Below are 14,450 nucleotides of genomic sequence, written 5' to 3' on the forward strand. Positions count from 1 at the left end.
CACCGCCGTACTGATATATGGGGATTTTTGAAACGTAAGGTTCAAAAATCAGTTGGCTAAATCCACTTTGATGAGACTGTTGGAAATCTATGTCAAGAAAACATAAGATTTCCCTACAGACTCACAAAGTTAGTTAGCGACGTCCCCAGTACCTAAGGTGCCTATCAGAAAAAGAATTTTGTAAAGGAAGAAACATGACAAAAAACTTATTAGTAGAACTAGGACTCGAAGAGTTACCAGCCTACGTTGTCACACCAAGTGAAAAACAACTCGGCGAAAAAATGGCAGCCTTCTTGGATGACAACCGCCTTTCATATGAAGGGATTCAAACATTTTCAACTCCTCGACGTTTAGCTGTTCGTGTACTTGGTTTAGCTGACCAACAGACTGATTTGACTGAAGATTTTAAAGGACCTTCTAAGAAAATTGCTTTGGATGCAGAAGGAAACTTTTCTAAAGCAGCAGAAGGGTTTGTTCGTGGAAAAGGATTGACTGTAGAAGATATCGAATTCCGTGAAATTAAAGGCGAAGAATATGTTTATGTAACGAACCATGAAGCAGGAAAGCCAGCTAAAGAAGTTTTGGCTGGCGTTCCAGAAGTGCTTGCTTCATTGACTTTCCCTGTCAGCATGCATTGGGCAAATAACAGTTTTGAATATATCCGTCCAGTGCATACATTGATAGTCCTATTGGATGAAGAAGCTCTTGATTTGGATTTCTTGGATATTCATTCTGGTCGAATCAGTCGTGGACATCGTTTCTTGGGTCACGAGATAGAAATCCAACATGCAGATACTTATGAGAGTGACTTACGAAAAGTTTTTGTGATTGCAGATAGCACTGAGCGTGAAAATATGATTCGTGAGCAGATCAAGACTATTGAAGCAGAAGAAGGAGTTCAAGTTCAAATTGAGGAAGGACTTTTAAACGAAGTCTTAAACTTGGTCGAATATCCAACTGCTTTTATAGGTAATTTTGATCCTAAGTACTTAGAAGTTCCAGAAGAAGTTTTGGTTACTTCAATGGAAACTCATCAACGCTATTTTGTTGTCCGTGATCTTGAAGGAAATCTAAAACCAAACTTCATTTCAGTTCGTAACGGAAATGCTGAACACTTGGAAAATGTCATTCGAGGAAATGAGAAAGTTTTGGTTGCTCGTTTGGAAGATGGAGAATTCTTCTGGCGTGAAGACCAAAAACTCAAGATTGAAGATTTAGTTGCTAAACTTTCACACGTTACCTTCCATGAAAAGATTGGTTCTCTTCGTGAACACATGATTCGTACAGGGCAAATTGCTATCCAGCTAGCTGAAAAAGCTGGTCTATCAGTTGATGAATCTATTGATCTTGCTCGTGCTGCAGCCATTTATAAATTTGACCTCTTAACCGGTATGGTTGGTGAATTTGATGAACTTCAAGGGATCATGGGTGAGAAGTATGCTCTTCTTGCAGGTGAAAATGCGGCAGTAGCACAAGCTATTCGTGAGCACTATCTTCCAGATTCAGCTGACGGAGCCCTTCCTGAGTCTAAAGTTGGTGCTATCCTTGCACTAGCTGATAAATTAGATACTCTCTTATCTTTCTTCTCGGTTGGCTTGATTCCATCTGGTTCAAACGACCCTTATGCCCTCCGTCGTGCAACACAAGGAATTGTTCGAATTTTAGAAGACTTCGGTTGGCATATTCCAATGGACGAGTTGATTGCGAGCCTTTATGCTTTATCGTTTGATAGTTTAACCTACGATAACCAAGAAGAGGTACTTAACTTCATTAAAGCTCGTGTTGATAAGATGATGGGTTCTATTGCAAAAGATATTAAAGAGGCTGTTCTGGCAAGTTCAAACTTTGTTGTTTCTGATATGATTGAAGTAGCAGAAGCTCTTTCAGAAGCTGCGAAAACTGAAGATTACAAATCATCAGTTGAATCATTATCTCGTGCCTTTAACCTAGTAGAGAAAGCAGAAGCTTCGGTCAAAGTTGATGGTAGTCTCTTTGAAAATGACCAGGAAAAAGAATTAGCTCAAGCAGTAGAAAAACTTGAATTGAAAGGTTCAGCAAGTGATAAATTAGATCAACTATTTGGTCTTAGCCCGGTTATTGATGCTTTCTTTGATAACACTATGGTTATGGCTGAAGATCAGAAGGTTAAGAATAATCGTTTGGCTATTCTAGCTGAACTTGTCAATAAAGCAAAAACAGTGGCTGCTTTTAACCTTCTTAATACAAAATAGTAATTGAAAAGTAGATTGGAGATCCAAATATGACACCAGAAAAAATCGCTCGTATTAACGAACTTGCTAAAAAGAAAAAAACAGAAGGCTTGACTGCGGAAGAAAAAGTAGAACAAGCCAAACTTCGTGAAGAATACATCGAAGGCTATCGTCGTTCAGTTCGTCATCACGTTGAAGGAATCAAAATCGTCGATGAAGATGGTAATGATGTGACTCCTGAAAAACTTCGTCAGGTCCAACGTGAAAAAGGTTTGCACGGAAGAAGTTTGGATGATCCAAATTCATAAATTGAAAAACTCGGTTAGATTTATCTAACCGAGTTTTTATGTAAAGATGAAGCTAAATGTAATTGACAATATAACTATTTGCTTGCTCCAGAAGTTGCGTCTGCACTATTATTAGAAGATTCAGCTCCGCTACCATGGTTTGTTGATGGGGGAACAGATCCATTACCAGCGACTAGTCGTTGCCCAGTTTCTTGTAGGTACCAGTCAAGCCATGGTTGGAAATTAAATACGATTTCGTTAATTCCTGCATATGATCCGTCAGGATAGTACATAGCTTGGTAGTTGTGAGTATTAATGACACCAGCTGGAGAACCTGGAACAATGGTACGTACGTATTCTTGGTTCCCGTTGCGAAGTGTACCGATAACCCACTCTACATTTTTCATACGTGCGGGTGGTAGTGAACCATGGATTGTTGACATTCGGCCACCTGATTGGGAAGGAACTCGCTTCGCAAACATAGTATTAGGGTCTTGATGAGCATTGTTGTAGTAAAGGAATTGGTTGTTATCGTCAGCGTATGTCAATTCAAAAGGCATAGCTTTCAAGAACATATCAATTTGGTTTACTGTAAGGATTCCGTGGTCAAGTTTAACGTATGTATCACCAGATACAGCACCTGTAATCTCTGCAACTTTCTCTACCCATTCTGGATCATCTGGATCAACTTCTGTAATAGTTGTGGCAATTGGTCTTCCACAATCCAAGTCTTCTGGTTCGATTGGTTTTGGTTTTTTCAATTTCGAAACGACTCCTACGTATTTAACAAAGTTATCTAAGCAAGTTTCAAGGAATTTAACAGTTCCTTCGTTGGTGATGTTTCCATCGTTATCGAAAGCTTCTTTGGCTTTTCCAAGAAGGAATTCATTACCTGGCAAAGTGTAGGCATTTACTCCTGGTGCATCTAGAATCTTTCGTAGATGAACTTGGGCACGTGAAGTTCCTTGGTCGTAGTATGACGCTCCCACAATCATAACAGGTTTGTTTTCAAATGGATGAACTTCGTATGAAAGCCATTCAAGTACAGATTTGAGAGAAGCTGAGATAGTGTGGTTGTGCTCAGGAGTGGCGATGATGACACCATCAGCACGTGTAATCTTGTTATACAAGAAACGCAATTGGAAACTTTCGTCCCATTTTTCGTCTTGGTTAAACATTGGAACTTGGTCGATTTCAAGAACTTCTAATTCAAATTTGAATTTAAAATTGCGACGGATAAATTCCAAGAGTTTGCGGTTATATGATTGATCGTAGTTTGATCCAACAAGTCCAACAAATTTCATTCTATTTTGTCTCCTATCTTACAAATTTTCCCAGTCAAATTCTTCTGCATCTTTACGAAGCAATTCTTGTGCGCTACGCAATTTTTCAGTAATCTTGACAAAGATACGGAAGTCATCAAAGATGGCATCCAATTTATTGATGACATCAAGGTCTACCAAGTCACCATTCTTATCGAATGCTTGAAGAGAGTGAGAAAGTAAGAATTCATCAGGAAGAACTGTTGCTTTAATCTCGGGTGCATTCAAAATTTGACGAAGTTGCAATTGAGCACGTGAAGAACCAAGTGTGCCATATGAAGCACCAGTAATCATAATTGGTTTGTTCAAAAGTGGGAATACTCCGTAAGAAATCCAAGCTAAGGCGCTCATAAGAACAGCTGGAATTGAGTGGTCGTATTCTGGTGTACCGATGATAACACCATCAGCTGCTTCGATTTTAGCTACGATTTCCATAGCTTCAGCTGGAATTTGTTTGTCGGCTGGTTTGTTAAATACAGGTAGATCTTTAATTTCTACCAATTCGATTTCTGCTTTATCAGCAAAGTGTTTCTGCATGTATTGAAGCAGTTGACGGTTTGTGGAACGTTTTGAGTTAGTTCCTACAATAGCAATAAGTTTAAGCATGGGCTTTCCTTTCTCTTTTTGCATTATTAATGATTTATCGTTGGATACCAGATGAACAAGCTAAGCGTCCATCTTTGTCAATGAGGATGGCTTCTATACCTTCAATATTTTCGACTTGCCACATAATAGAAGCGCTACGTTCGCCAAATAATCGTGTGGTCCATATCTCCCCATCAACTGAACGGTCAGATATTATGGTTAAACTCGCTAAATCCGTTTCGATCGGATAGCCGGTTTCACTATCAAAAATGTGATGATAATCCTTTCCATTAATTTCAAGGTGCCGTTCATAAATACCCGAAGTAACAACTGATTTTCCAGTAACAGACAAGGTCATCAGGTGATTACCACGTGTATGAGTTGGATCTTGAATGCCGATTTGCCACGGACGTCCATCTTTTGATTGGTTGTTCCCAATTGTGAGGATGTTTCCTCCAAGATTGATAAGAGCAGAAGTGACGCCGTTTTCTTTTAAGAAAGCTGCAACCTTATCTGCACTGTACCCCTTTGCTAAACAGCCTAAGTCAATTTTCATTCCCTTTTTTTCTAGGAAAACTGTAGAATTGACTGAATCGAGTTTAATAAAATGAGGATCTATTAGTGGTAAGACTGAAGCAATTTCTTCAGGGCTTGCAAGCTTTGCATCGGAAAAACCAATACGCCAGGTTTGAACCAAAGGCCCTATACTAATATTGAGATGACTTTTAGGTGCTAGACTGTGTTCTAGACCTAATGAAATCAGTTCAAACAAATCTGGGTGGACTTTAACTGGGGCAATACCTGCCTTGTAGTTAATTTCCATTAATTCAGATTCAGTACTGTTAGCATTGAAGCGGAATTCAAGTTCCTTGAGCAAATCAAAAGCTTGACGGAGAAGATTATCCGCTTGTTCATGCACTAAGGAAATAGTAATCGTAGTTCCCATTAATCGCTCAGATGATGAACTGAGAGACAAAGAATCAACTCCCTTCAAATCACTCGGAAATAGCTACAAATCTTGAATTAATAAGAAATTTAAAATTTATAATTTATTTCCATGTAAATAGAATATCATAAAGTCAGCGTTTTCACAAATTATTTTTTACAAAAAGTCAAGAAAAATGCTCAAAATAATAATTATTAAAAATTAGATATTAAATAAGTTTTAATTATAATAGATTAATTTTTTTATTTATAGTCAAAATTAAGTAATTTCAAACAAAAAAACTTGTAAACGCTAACAGAAAGTGTTATAATATTAAGGAAAAAATAATTAAAGGTAGGATTTATCTTATGAGTAAAATCGTAGTTGTGGGTGCTAACCACGCTGGAACTGCATGTATCAACACTATGTTGGACAACTTTGGAAACGAAAACGAAATCGTTGTATTTGACCAAAACTCAAATATCTCATTCCTTGGATGTGGAATGGCACTTTGGATTGGTGAGCAAATCGACGGTGCTGAAGGCTTGTTCTACTCTGATAAAGAAAAGCTTGAAGCTAAAGGTGCGAAAGTTTACATGAACTCACCTGTACTTTCAATCGACTACGATAACAAAGTTGTTACTGCAGAAGTTGAAGGAAAAGAACACAAAGAATCATACGATAAGTTGATCTTCGCTACTGGTTCTACACCAATTTTGCCTCCAATTGAAGGTGTTGAAATTGTTAAAGGAAACCGTGAATTCAAGACTACTCTTGAAAACGTACAATTTGTTAAGTTGTACCAAAATGCTGAAGAAGTTATCAACAAACTTGCTGACAAGAGCCAACACCTTGAGCGCATCGCTGTTGTAGGTGGTGGATACATCGGTGTTGAACTTGCTGAAGCTTTCGAACGTCTTGGAAAAGAAGTTGTCCTTGTTGATATCGTTGACACAGTATTGAACGGATACTACGACAAAGACTTCACTCAAATGATGGCTAAGAACTTGGAAGACAACAACATCCGTTTGGCACTTGGTCAAACTGTTAAAGCTATCGAAGGTGACGGTAAAGTTGAACGCTTGGTAACTGACAAAGAAACATTTGACGTTGATATGGTTGTTCTTGCAGTTGGTTTCCGTCCAAACACTGCTCTTGCTGACGGTAAGATCGAACTCTTCCGTAACGGTGCTTTCCTTGTAGACAAGAAACAAGAAACATCTATCCCAGGTGTATACGCTGTTGGTGACTGTGCGACTGTTTATGACAACGCTCGTAAAGACACTAGCTACATCGCGCTTGCTTCAAACGCTGTTCGTACTGGTATCGTTGGTGCTTACAACGCTTGTGGACATGAACTTGAAGGAATTGGTGTTCAAGGATCAAATGGTATCTCGATCTATGGTCTCCACATGGTTTCAACTGGTTTGACACTTGAAAAAGCTAAAGCTGCTGGTTACAATGCTACTGAAACTGGATTTAACGACCTTCAAAAACCAGAATTTATGAAACATGACAACCATGAAGTAGCTATCAAGATTGTCTTTGATAAAGACAGCCGTGAAATCCTTGGTGCTCAAATGGTATCTCGCGATTCAGCTATCGGTATGGCTATCCACATGTTCTCACTTGCTATCCAAGAACATGTTACAATTGATAAATTGGCATTGACTGACCTATTCTTCTTGCCACACTTCAACAAACCATACAACTACATCACAATGGCAGCATTGTCAGCTGAAAAATAATATCTATTAAAACAGAAGAGCATGCTCTTCTGTTTTTTTGTATATTGAAATAAAAAAGCAATCCTATGATTAGGTTGCTTTTCTGTTTTAAATTGCTAGTTTACCTTGGGTCAAATGTAAATCCTTCTCCTAGGATTTCATGGGCTTCAGTAATAGTGATAAAGGCCATAGGATCTACAGAATGGATCATTTCTTTCATCTTAACCATTTCATTTCTTGCTACGATACAATAGACAATTTTTAAATCGTTTTTACTGTAGTAGCCTTGACCTGAAATAAAAGTAACACCACGTCCAAGCTCGTCATTAATTTTATCAGCTAGTTCGATTGGCTTTTGAGTGATGATCATGAAGCCTTTACCAGCATAACCACCCTCTCCAATCAAATCGATAACTCGAGATACGATAAAGTCAAATAGAAGGGTATAGGTTACTAGACGAAGATCTTGGAAGATGATTAAAATCAGCATCAGGATTAGGAAGTCTAATCCAAAAAGTAATTTTCCGACTGAAATATTAGTATATTTATTAAGGATTCGAGCGACAATATCAGTTCCACCTGTAGTTCCACCAGAGTTAAAAATGATTCCTAAGCCAACTCCTAAGAGTACTCCTGAGACAAGGGCTACGATGACTAAGTCACCTTCAAGATTAAACTGAAGAGGGATTTTTTCAAAGATAGCCAACCAGACGGATACGGATATAGTTCCAAGGAGACTCGAATATAGGGTTTTTGCTCCAAAAATTCTCCAGGCAAGGATAAAGAGAGGGATATTGATGATGATGTTCATCAATGAGATAGGGATATTAAAGAGATAATAGGTAATTAGGGTGATACCAGTGACTCCACCTTCAAATAGATGATGGGGGACTACAAAATATGTAAGTCCGAAGGCAAAGATAGCAGCACCTAGTATGATAGTCATGATAGACTTTATATGGTTATACATTCAGAGAAAGACCTCCTTTCTATTGCACTGAAAATTGTGACATGGGAGCTTAATTTAATTTCATGGATTGGATTTTATCCGGATCTGGAGTAACACGAAGAGTTTTTTGACCGGTATAGGTAACAAATCCAGGCTTCCCACCAGTAGGTTTGTTGAGTTTTTTAACCTGTATCATATCAACTTGTACTAGATTTGATAAGCGTCCTTTTGAGTAGTAGGCAGCAAGCTCAGCAGCATCTGTCTTAACCTCGTCAGAAGGGTCGAGATTTCCAGTAATGACGACATGACTACCAGGTATGTCTTTGGCGTGGAACCAAAGATCTTCTTTACGAGCCATTTTGAAGGTTAATTCGTCGTTTTGAAGATTGTTACGACCGACTAGGATAATGGTTTTACCATCAGTAGCAAGATATTTTTCAGGTTTTTTTCGTTTCTGAAGTTTCTCACGTTGACGTCTTCTGATGAATCCTGTCTGAATTAATTCTTCGCGAATCTCAGCAATCTCATCCAGTCCAGCCTGATTGAGGACTGTTTCAACACTTTCAAGATAGAGAATGGTTGACTTAGTTTCCTCTATCAAGTCTGTTAAATACTTGACTGATTCTTTTAATTTTTGATATCGCTTGAAGTAGCGTTGTGCATTTTGGTTTGGGCTTAAAGCTTTATCAAGTGCGATGGTAACCGGTTGATTAGTGTAATAATTATCCAAAACCACCTGGTCTTGATCATTTGGAACTTGATGAAGAAAAGTCGTTAATAACTCACCTTTTTGTCGGAATTCCTCAGCATTTTCGGTAGCAAGGAGTTCTTTTTCTTGCTTCTTAAGCTTTTGACGATTTTTTTGTAGTTCATTTTCCACACGGCGAATGAGTTCGCTAGCCTGTTGTTTGACACGGTCGCGCTCGGCCTTGTCTTTATAGTAGGTATCCAGCAATTCGGAAAGGCTAGAAAAAGGTTCACCTACACGATTTGAGAAAGGTACAGGACTAAATGAGGATTCCGTTAGGTATGGTTTGGTTCCTTGAGAGAAAAAATTACGGAAGGTATTTAGTTTATCATCAAGGAGAATTTTCTCCAATTCCATAGCTGTATCACGTCCCAATCCTTGGAAAAGATGTTGAAGATTCTTTGTAGTTAATTCTTGAGTTTGGAGAATTTCAAATAGTTTTTCATTCTTAATAGTAAAAGGATTAAAGTCATCTGAGCTTGGAGGAGCGATGAAAGTAGCTCCCGGTAATAAGGTCCGATAGCTATTTTGAGAAAAACCAATATGTTTGATCACTTCGAGGATTTTTTGTTCAGTTTTGTCTACCAAGAGAATATTACTATGTTTTCCCATGATCTCAATGATAAGAGTCGCCTGGATATGATCTCCAATTTCATTTTTGTTAGAAACTGTGATTTCCACGATACGATCATTATCAATTTGTTGGATAGATTCAATGACAGCACCTTGAAGATACTTTCTTAAAACCATAATAAAGGTTGATGGCTGTGCAGGGTTTTCAAAAGTTGATTCAGTTAATTGAATACGACCAAAAACTGGATGGGCAGAAAGTAGCAAACGATGACTTTTACGATTGCTTCGAATTTGCAAGACTAATTCTTGCTCAAAAGGTTGATTAATTTTCTGGATACGACCATTTACTAATTCTGTTCGTAATTCCTCAACCATGTGGTGTAAAAAAAATCCGTCAAATGACATGGTTCTCTCCTCGTGATTGTATTACATAGTATTATATCAAAAAGGTAGAATAAAATCATAGAAATATGGTATAATAAAGCCAAGTAAAGAGAATCGAGAAACACATGTTTATTGAAATAGTAGATGAAACTGGAAAAGTTTCAAACGAAATTCTACAACAAACTCAAGAAATTTTAGAGTTTGCTGCCAAAAAGTTAGGAAAAGAAGACAAGGAGATGGCAGTTACTTTTGTGACGAATGAGCGGAGTCATGAACTCAATTTAGAGTATCGAGATACAGATCGTCCAACTGATGTCATCAGTCTTGAATACAAGCCAGAGATAGAGATTTCTTTTGATGAAGAAGATTTAGCAAATGATCCTGACTTGGCAGATATGTTGTCAGAATTTGATGCCTATATTGGCGAACTATTCATCTCTATTGATAAAGCGCATGAGCAAGCTCAAGAGTACGGTCATAGTTTTGAACGTGAGATGGGCTTCTTGGCAGTGCACGGCTTTTTACATATTAACGGTTATGATCACTACACTCCCGAAGAAGAAGCGGAGATGTTCGGTTTACAGGAAGAAATTTTGACTGCCTATGGACTCACAAGACAATAAAAGAAAATGGAAAAATCGTGACCTAATCACAAGTTTGGAATTTGCTTTTACAGGAATTTTGACTGCGATTAAGGAAGAACGAAATATGAGAAAACATGTGGTGACAGCCATAATTGTTATTCTTGCAGGTTTTGTTTTTCGGGTATCACGAATCGAATGGCTTTTTCTTCTTTTAAGCATTTTCTTGGTAATAGCATTTGAGATTCTTAACTCAGCTATTGAAAATGTTGTGGATTTAGCAAGCCATTATCACTTCGATATGCTTGCAAAGAAGGCTAAAGATATGGCTGCAGGTGCAGTCCTTGTTGTTTCTGTTTTAGCAGCTTTGATCGGTTTACTAATCTTTATCCCTAGAATTTGGGATACACTATTTATGATAATGAGGAAATAATGACATTTAAATCAGGCTTTGTAGCTATTTTAGGACGTCCTAACGTTGGGAAGTCAACATTTTTGAATCACGTAATGGGGCAAAAAATTGCCATCATGAGTGATAAGGCGCAAACAACGCGTAATAAAATCATGGGAATTTATACCACTGATAAAGAACAAATTGTCTTTATCGATACTCCAGGGATTCACAAACCTAAAACTGCGCTCGGAGATTTTATGGTAGAGTCAGCATATAGCACCCTTCGTGAAGTGGATACCGTGCTTTTTATGGTTCCTGCAGATGAGCCACGTGGTATGGGTGACGATATGATTATCGAACGTCTTAAAGCTGCAAAAGTTCCCGTAATTTTAGTAGTTAATAAAATTGATAAGGTTCATCCGGATCAACTTTTGGCACAAATCGATGATTTCCGTAATCAAATGGACTTCAAAGAGATTGTACCCATCTCGGCTCTTCAGGGAAATAATGTATCACATTTAGTAGATATCTTAAGTGAGAATTTAGAAGAAGGTTTTCAATATTTCCCAGCTGATCAAATTACAGACCACCCAGAGCGCTTCTTGGTTTCAGAAATGATTCGTGAGAAAGTTCTTCACTTAACTCGTGAGGAAATCCCTCATTCTGTTGCAGTTGTGGTGGACTCTATGAAGCGTGATGAGGAGACGGACAAGGTTCATATTCGAGCAACCATCATGGTTGAACGTGACAGTCAAAAGGGTATCGTCATCGGAAAAGGTGGCGCCATGCTCAAGAAGATCGGAACCCTTGCGCGTAAGGATATCGAGCTCATGCTAGGGGATAAAGTCTTCTTAGAAACTTGGGTAAAGGTCAAGAAAAACTGGCGTGATAAAAAGCTAGATCTTGCTGACTTTGGCTATAATGAGAAAGAATATTAAGTAGAGGTGGGCTCATGCCTGCTTCTTGTTTTTACAGAAGGAGGATGTATGCCTGAATTACCTGAGGTTGAAACAGTTCGCCGTGGTCTAGAAAAATTGATTCTTGGAAAAAAGATTTCTAGTATAGAGGTCCTTTATCCCAAAATGATCAAGACCGACTTGGAAGAATTTCAAAAGGAATTACCTGGTCAGATTATCGAGTCGATGGGACGTCGTGGAAAGTACTTGCTATTTCATCTGTCAGACAAGATTTTGATTTCACATTTGCGAATGGAAGGCAAGTATTTTTACTACCAAGACCAAGTTCCAGAACGCAAACACGCCCATGTTTTGATTCGCTTTGAAGATGGTGGTACTTTGGTGTACGAGGATGTCAGAAAGTTTGGAACCATGGAACTGTTAGTACCTGAGCTTCTGGAATCCTACTTTCTTTCAAAAAAATTAGGTCCAGAACCTACAGAACAGGATTTTGATCTCCTAACCTTTCAAAAGGCATTGAAGAAATCGGAAAAACCAATTAAAACTCACTTGTTAGATCAGACTTTGGTTGCTGGCTTGGGAAATATTTATGTGGATGAAGTTCTCTGGAGGGCTAAGGTTCACCCCGTTAAATCTTCACAAAAAGTAACAAAAAAGGAAGCAAAAGCTATTCACGAACAAACTATAAGCGTTTTAGAGCAAGCTGTTAACAAGGGTGGTTCTACTATTAGAAGCTACACCAATGCCTTTGGTGAGGATGGGACTATGCAAGAACTACACCAAGTATATGATAAAGCGGGATTAACTTGTTCACGCTGTGGTTCTATTATAGAAAAAATTCAACTAGGTGGACGTGGAACTCATTTTTGTCCTAGGTGTCAAAGGAGAAGTTGATGGGAAAAATTATTGGTATCACGGGAGGCATTTCTTCTGGTAAATCAACAGTAACAAATTTTTTACGTCAGAGAGGTTTTCAAGTAGTTGATGCTGATTCACTTGTACATCAGCTTCAAGCTCCAGGAGGTCGACTCTATAATATTTTAGTTGAGCATTTTGGTAAACAGGTTGTTTTAAAGAATGGAGAACTAAACCGCCCTCTACTAGCTAGTTTGATTTTTTCTAATCCTGAAGAACAAGAATGGTCTAAAGAAACTCAAGGTCAAGTCATTTTAGAAGAGTTAGCTGCTTTAAAAAATCAGTTGGCTCAGACTGAAGCTCTCTTTTTTATGGATATTCCTCTCTTGTTTGAACAAGGTTATGAATCTTGGTTTGATGAAGTATGGTTAATCTATCTCGACAGAGAAACTCAGATAGAAAGATTGATGAATAGAGACAAACTATCTCTAGAAGCTGCTGAATCTCGACTTGCTTCACAGTGGCCTTTAGACAAAAAGAAAAAACTTGCGACTCACATTATTGATAACAGTGGAAGTCTTGATCAACTATTGAGTCAAATCATTTCTCTACTAGAGAGAGGTGAGTTCTATGAAAGAGATTAATTGGAAAAATAATCTTTGTATAGCTTGGATTGGTTGTTTCTTGACAGGAGCTTGTGTATCCTTGGTTCTCCCTTTTATGCCAATTTTTGTTGAAGAATTAGGAGTTGAACCAAGTCAGGTCACATTCTATTCAGGGATAGCTATTTCAATCTCTGCTGTTTCGGCTGCTTTTATATCGCCTATTTGGGGGATTTTAGCAGACAAATATGGCCGTAAACCTATGATGATTAGAGCAGGGATTGCTATGACTATTACAATGGGAGGCTTGGCCTTTGTACCAAATATCTTTTGGCTTTTAGTCTTACGTTTTTTGAATGGAGTATTTACTGGATACGTACCAAATGCAACTGCCTTAATAGCCAGTCAAGTTCCAAAGGATAAGTCGGGTTATGCTCTGGGAACAATAACATCTGGAGTTTTAGCAGGAACACTTTCAGGCCCTTTTGTTGGAGGTTTGATCGCAGAATTATTTGGGATTCGAAATGCCTTTTTAATGGTTGGGGCTCTAGTATCTTTAGCTGCTATCTTGACTATATTCTTTATCAAGGAAGATTTTCAGCCTGTAACCAAAGAAACTGCAATTCCAACAAAATATTTATATGCTAGTCTGAAGTATCCATACCTTTTATTTAACTTATTTGCAACAAGTTTTGTCATTCAATTTGCAGCTCAATCTATCGGGCCAATTCTCGCTCTCTATGTTCGAGAACTAGGGCAGAAGGAGAATCTTCTCTTTGTCTCTGGTGTAATAGTTTCTAGCATGGGTTTATCGAGTATGATGAGTGCAGGTATTATGGGACGATTGGGAGATAAAGTTGGCAATCATCGACTTCTGATCTTAGCTCAAGTCTATTCAGCTGTAATATACGTACTTTGTGCCAATGCTACAAGTCCATTTGAATTAGGAGTTTATCGCTTTCTATTCGGTCTAGGAACAGGGGCCTTAGTTCCCGGTATCAATGCTATTCTTAGTAAAATGGCTCCAAAATCAGCTATTTCGAGGGTGTTTGCTTTCAACCAAGTATTTTTTTACCTAGGAGGGGTGATTGGTCCTCTAGCAGGTTCTTTAGTCGCAAATCAATTTGGTTATAAGTCTGTATTTTATGCAACAGCAGCCTGTGTTGCTCTGAGTTGTATTTTTAACCTAATCCAATTTAGAACATTATTAAAAGTGAAGGAAATCTAGTGCGTGTCAAAATTAATCTGAAATGTTCCTCTTGTGGAAGCATGAATTATCTAACCAGTAAGAACTCAAAAACTCATCCAGATAAGATTGAAGTTCTAAAATATTGTCCAAAGGAAAGAAAAGTTACTTTACATCTTGAATCTAAGTAGAAATTATGATAAAA

15 protein-coding genes are annotated in these 14,450 nt (G+C 38.1%); 10 read left to right on the forward strand and 5 right to left on the reverse strand.

Features of this window, described 5'->3' with window-relative positions:
* The first annotated feature begins 194 nt into the window (after nt 1–194).
* Nucleotides 195–2,231, forward strand: coding sequence for a glycine--tRNA ligase subunit beta (gene glyS / locus QM847_RS00310; RefSeq protein ID WP_414353199.1), 2,037 nt, complete (start codon nt 195–197; stop codon nt 2,229–2,231).
* A 29-nt stretch (nt 2,232–2,260) separates the two neighbouring features.
* Nucleotides 2,261–2,518 carry a DUF896 family protein gene (locus QM847_RS00315; RefSeq protein WP_070678121.1) on the forward strand — a complete coding sequence of 86 codons (258 nt, stop codon included), beginning with the start codon at nt 2,261–2,263 and terminating at the stop codon, nt 2,516–2,518.
* 74 nt (nt 2,519–2,592) lie between these two features.
* Here QM847_RS00315 and QM847_RS00320 read toward each other — a convergent pair whose 3' ends face one another.
* The 3 genes from QM847_RS00320 to QM847_RS00330 are packed head-to-tail and all read right to left on the reverse strand — an operon-like array spanning nt 2,593 to nt 5,380.
* The gene (locus QM847_RS00320; RefSeq protein ID WP_414353200.1) at nt 2,593–3,801 is read right to left on the reverse strand and encodes an NAD(P)H-dependent oxidoreductase; all 1,209 of its coding nucleotides are present in this window, start codon (nt 3,799–3,801) and stop codon (nt 2,593–2,595) included.
* Between the two features lie 18 nt (nt 3,802–3,819).
* A complete protein-coding gene (locus QM847_RS00325; RefSeq protein WP_006153967.1) occupies nt 3,820–4,425 on the reverse strand; it encodes an NADPH-dependent FMN reductase in 606 nt (201 codons plus the stop codon).
* Nucleotides 4,426–4,459: 34 nt separating this feature from the next.
* The gene (locus QM847_RS00330; protein ID WP_269796788.1) at nt 4,460–5,380 is read right to left on the reverse strand and encodes an FAD:protein FMN transferase; all 921 of its coding nucleotides are present in this window, start codon (nt 5,378–5,380) and stop codon (nt 4,460–4,462) included.
* 317 nt (nt 5,381–5,697) lie between these two features.
* Between QM847_RS00330 and nox the strand changes: the two genes are divergently transcribed.
* Nucleotides 5,698–7,077, forward strand: a complete 1,380-nt coding sequence (gene nox, locus QM847_RS00335) for a H2O-forming NADH oxidase (RefSeq protein ID WP_269796789.1) — start codon at nt 5,698–5,700, stop codon at nt 7,075–7,077.
* A gap of 100 nt (nt 7,078–7,177) precedes the next feature.
* Here nox and QM847_RS00340 read toward each other — a convergent pair whose 3' ends face one another.
* Both QM847_RS00340 and QM847_RS00345 read right to left on the reverse strand, forming a co-directional pair.
* Nucleotides 7,178–8,026: a YitT family protein gene (locus QM847_RS00340; protein ID WP_269796790.1), complete on the reverse strand. Its 849-nt coding sequence runs from the start codon at nt 8,024–8,026 to the stop codon at nt 7,178–7,180.
* A gap of 49 nt (nt 8,027–8,075) precedes the next feature.
* Complete coding sequence (locus QM847_RS00345) at nt 8,076–9,731, reverse strand: NFACT family protein (RefSeq protein ID WP_414353202.1); 1,656 nt, start codon at nt 9,729–9,731, stop codon at nt 8,076–8,078.
* A 104-nt stretch (nt 9,732–9,835) separates the two neighbouring features.
* On the opposite strand from QM847_RS00345, the gene ybeY reads away from it, so the two are divergent.
* The 7 genes from ybeY to rpmG are packed head-to-tail and all read left to right on the forward strand — an operon-like array spanning nt 9,836 to nt 14,436.
* Nucleotides 9,836–10,333 carry an rRNA maturation RNase YbeY gene (gene ybeY, locus QM847_RS00350; RefSeq protein WP_414353203.1) on the forward strand — a complete coding sequence of 166 codons (498 nt, stop codon included), beginning with the start codon at nt 9,836–9,838 and terminating at the stop codon, nt 10,331–10,333.
* On the forward strand, nt 10,314–10,724 hold the full coding sequence (locus QM847_RS00355; protein WP_269796793.1) for a diacylglycerol kinase family protein: 411 nt from the start codon (nt 10,314–10,316) through the stop codon (nt 10,722–10,724). The genes ybeY and QM847_RS00355 overlap by 20 nt, the downstream gene beginning before the upstream one ends.
* Entirely contained in the window at nt 10,724–11,623 is a 900-nt protein-coding gene (era, locus tag QM847_RS00360) for a GTPase Era (protein ID WP_414353205.1), read from the forward strand. The genes QM847_RS00355 and era overlap by 1 nt, the downstream gene beginning before the upstream one ends.
* Before the next feature lie 48 nt (nt 11,624–11,671).
* A complete protein-coding gene (gene mutM / locus QM847_RS00365; protein ID WP_414353207.1) occupies nt 11,672–12,496 on the forward strand; it encodes a DNA-formamidopyrimidine glycosylase in 825 nt (274 codons plus the stop codon).
* Nucleotides 12,496–13,101: a dephospho-CoA kinase gene (gene coaE / locus QM847_RS00370; protein ID WP_269796796.1), complete on the forward strand. Its 606-nt coding sequence runs from the start codon at nt 12,496–12,498 to the stop codon at nt 13,099–13,101. The genes mutM and coaE overlap by 1 nt, the downstream gene beginning before the upstream one ends.
* Nucleotides 13,088–14,287 (forward strand): multidrug efflux MFS transporter, encoded by a 1,200-nt coding sequence (locus tag QM847_RS00375; protein WP_414353208.1) that lies wholly within the window; start codon nt 13,088–13,090, stop codon nt 14,285–14,287. Before coaE ends, QM847_RS00375 begins: the two co-directional genes overlap by 14 nt.
* Nucleotides 14,287–14,436, forward strand: a complete 150-nt coding sequence (gene rpmG / locus QM847_RS00380) for a 50S ribosomal protein L33 (RefSeq protein ID WP_007519517.1) — start codon at nt 14,287–14,289, stop codon at nt 14,434–14,436. Before QM847_RS00375 ends, rpmG begins: the two co-directional genes overlap by 1 nt.
* Nucleotides 14,437–14,450: the final 14 nt, after the last annotated feature.

Source organism: Streptococcus timonensis (assembly GCF_047463455.1).
Classification (GTDB): domain Bacteria; phylum Bacillota; class Bacilli; order Lactobacillales; family Streptococcaceae; genus Streptococcus; species Streptococcus timonensis_B.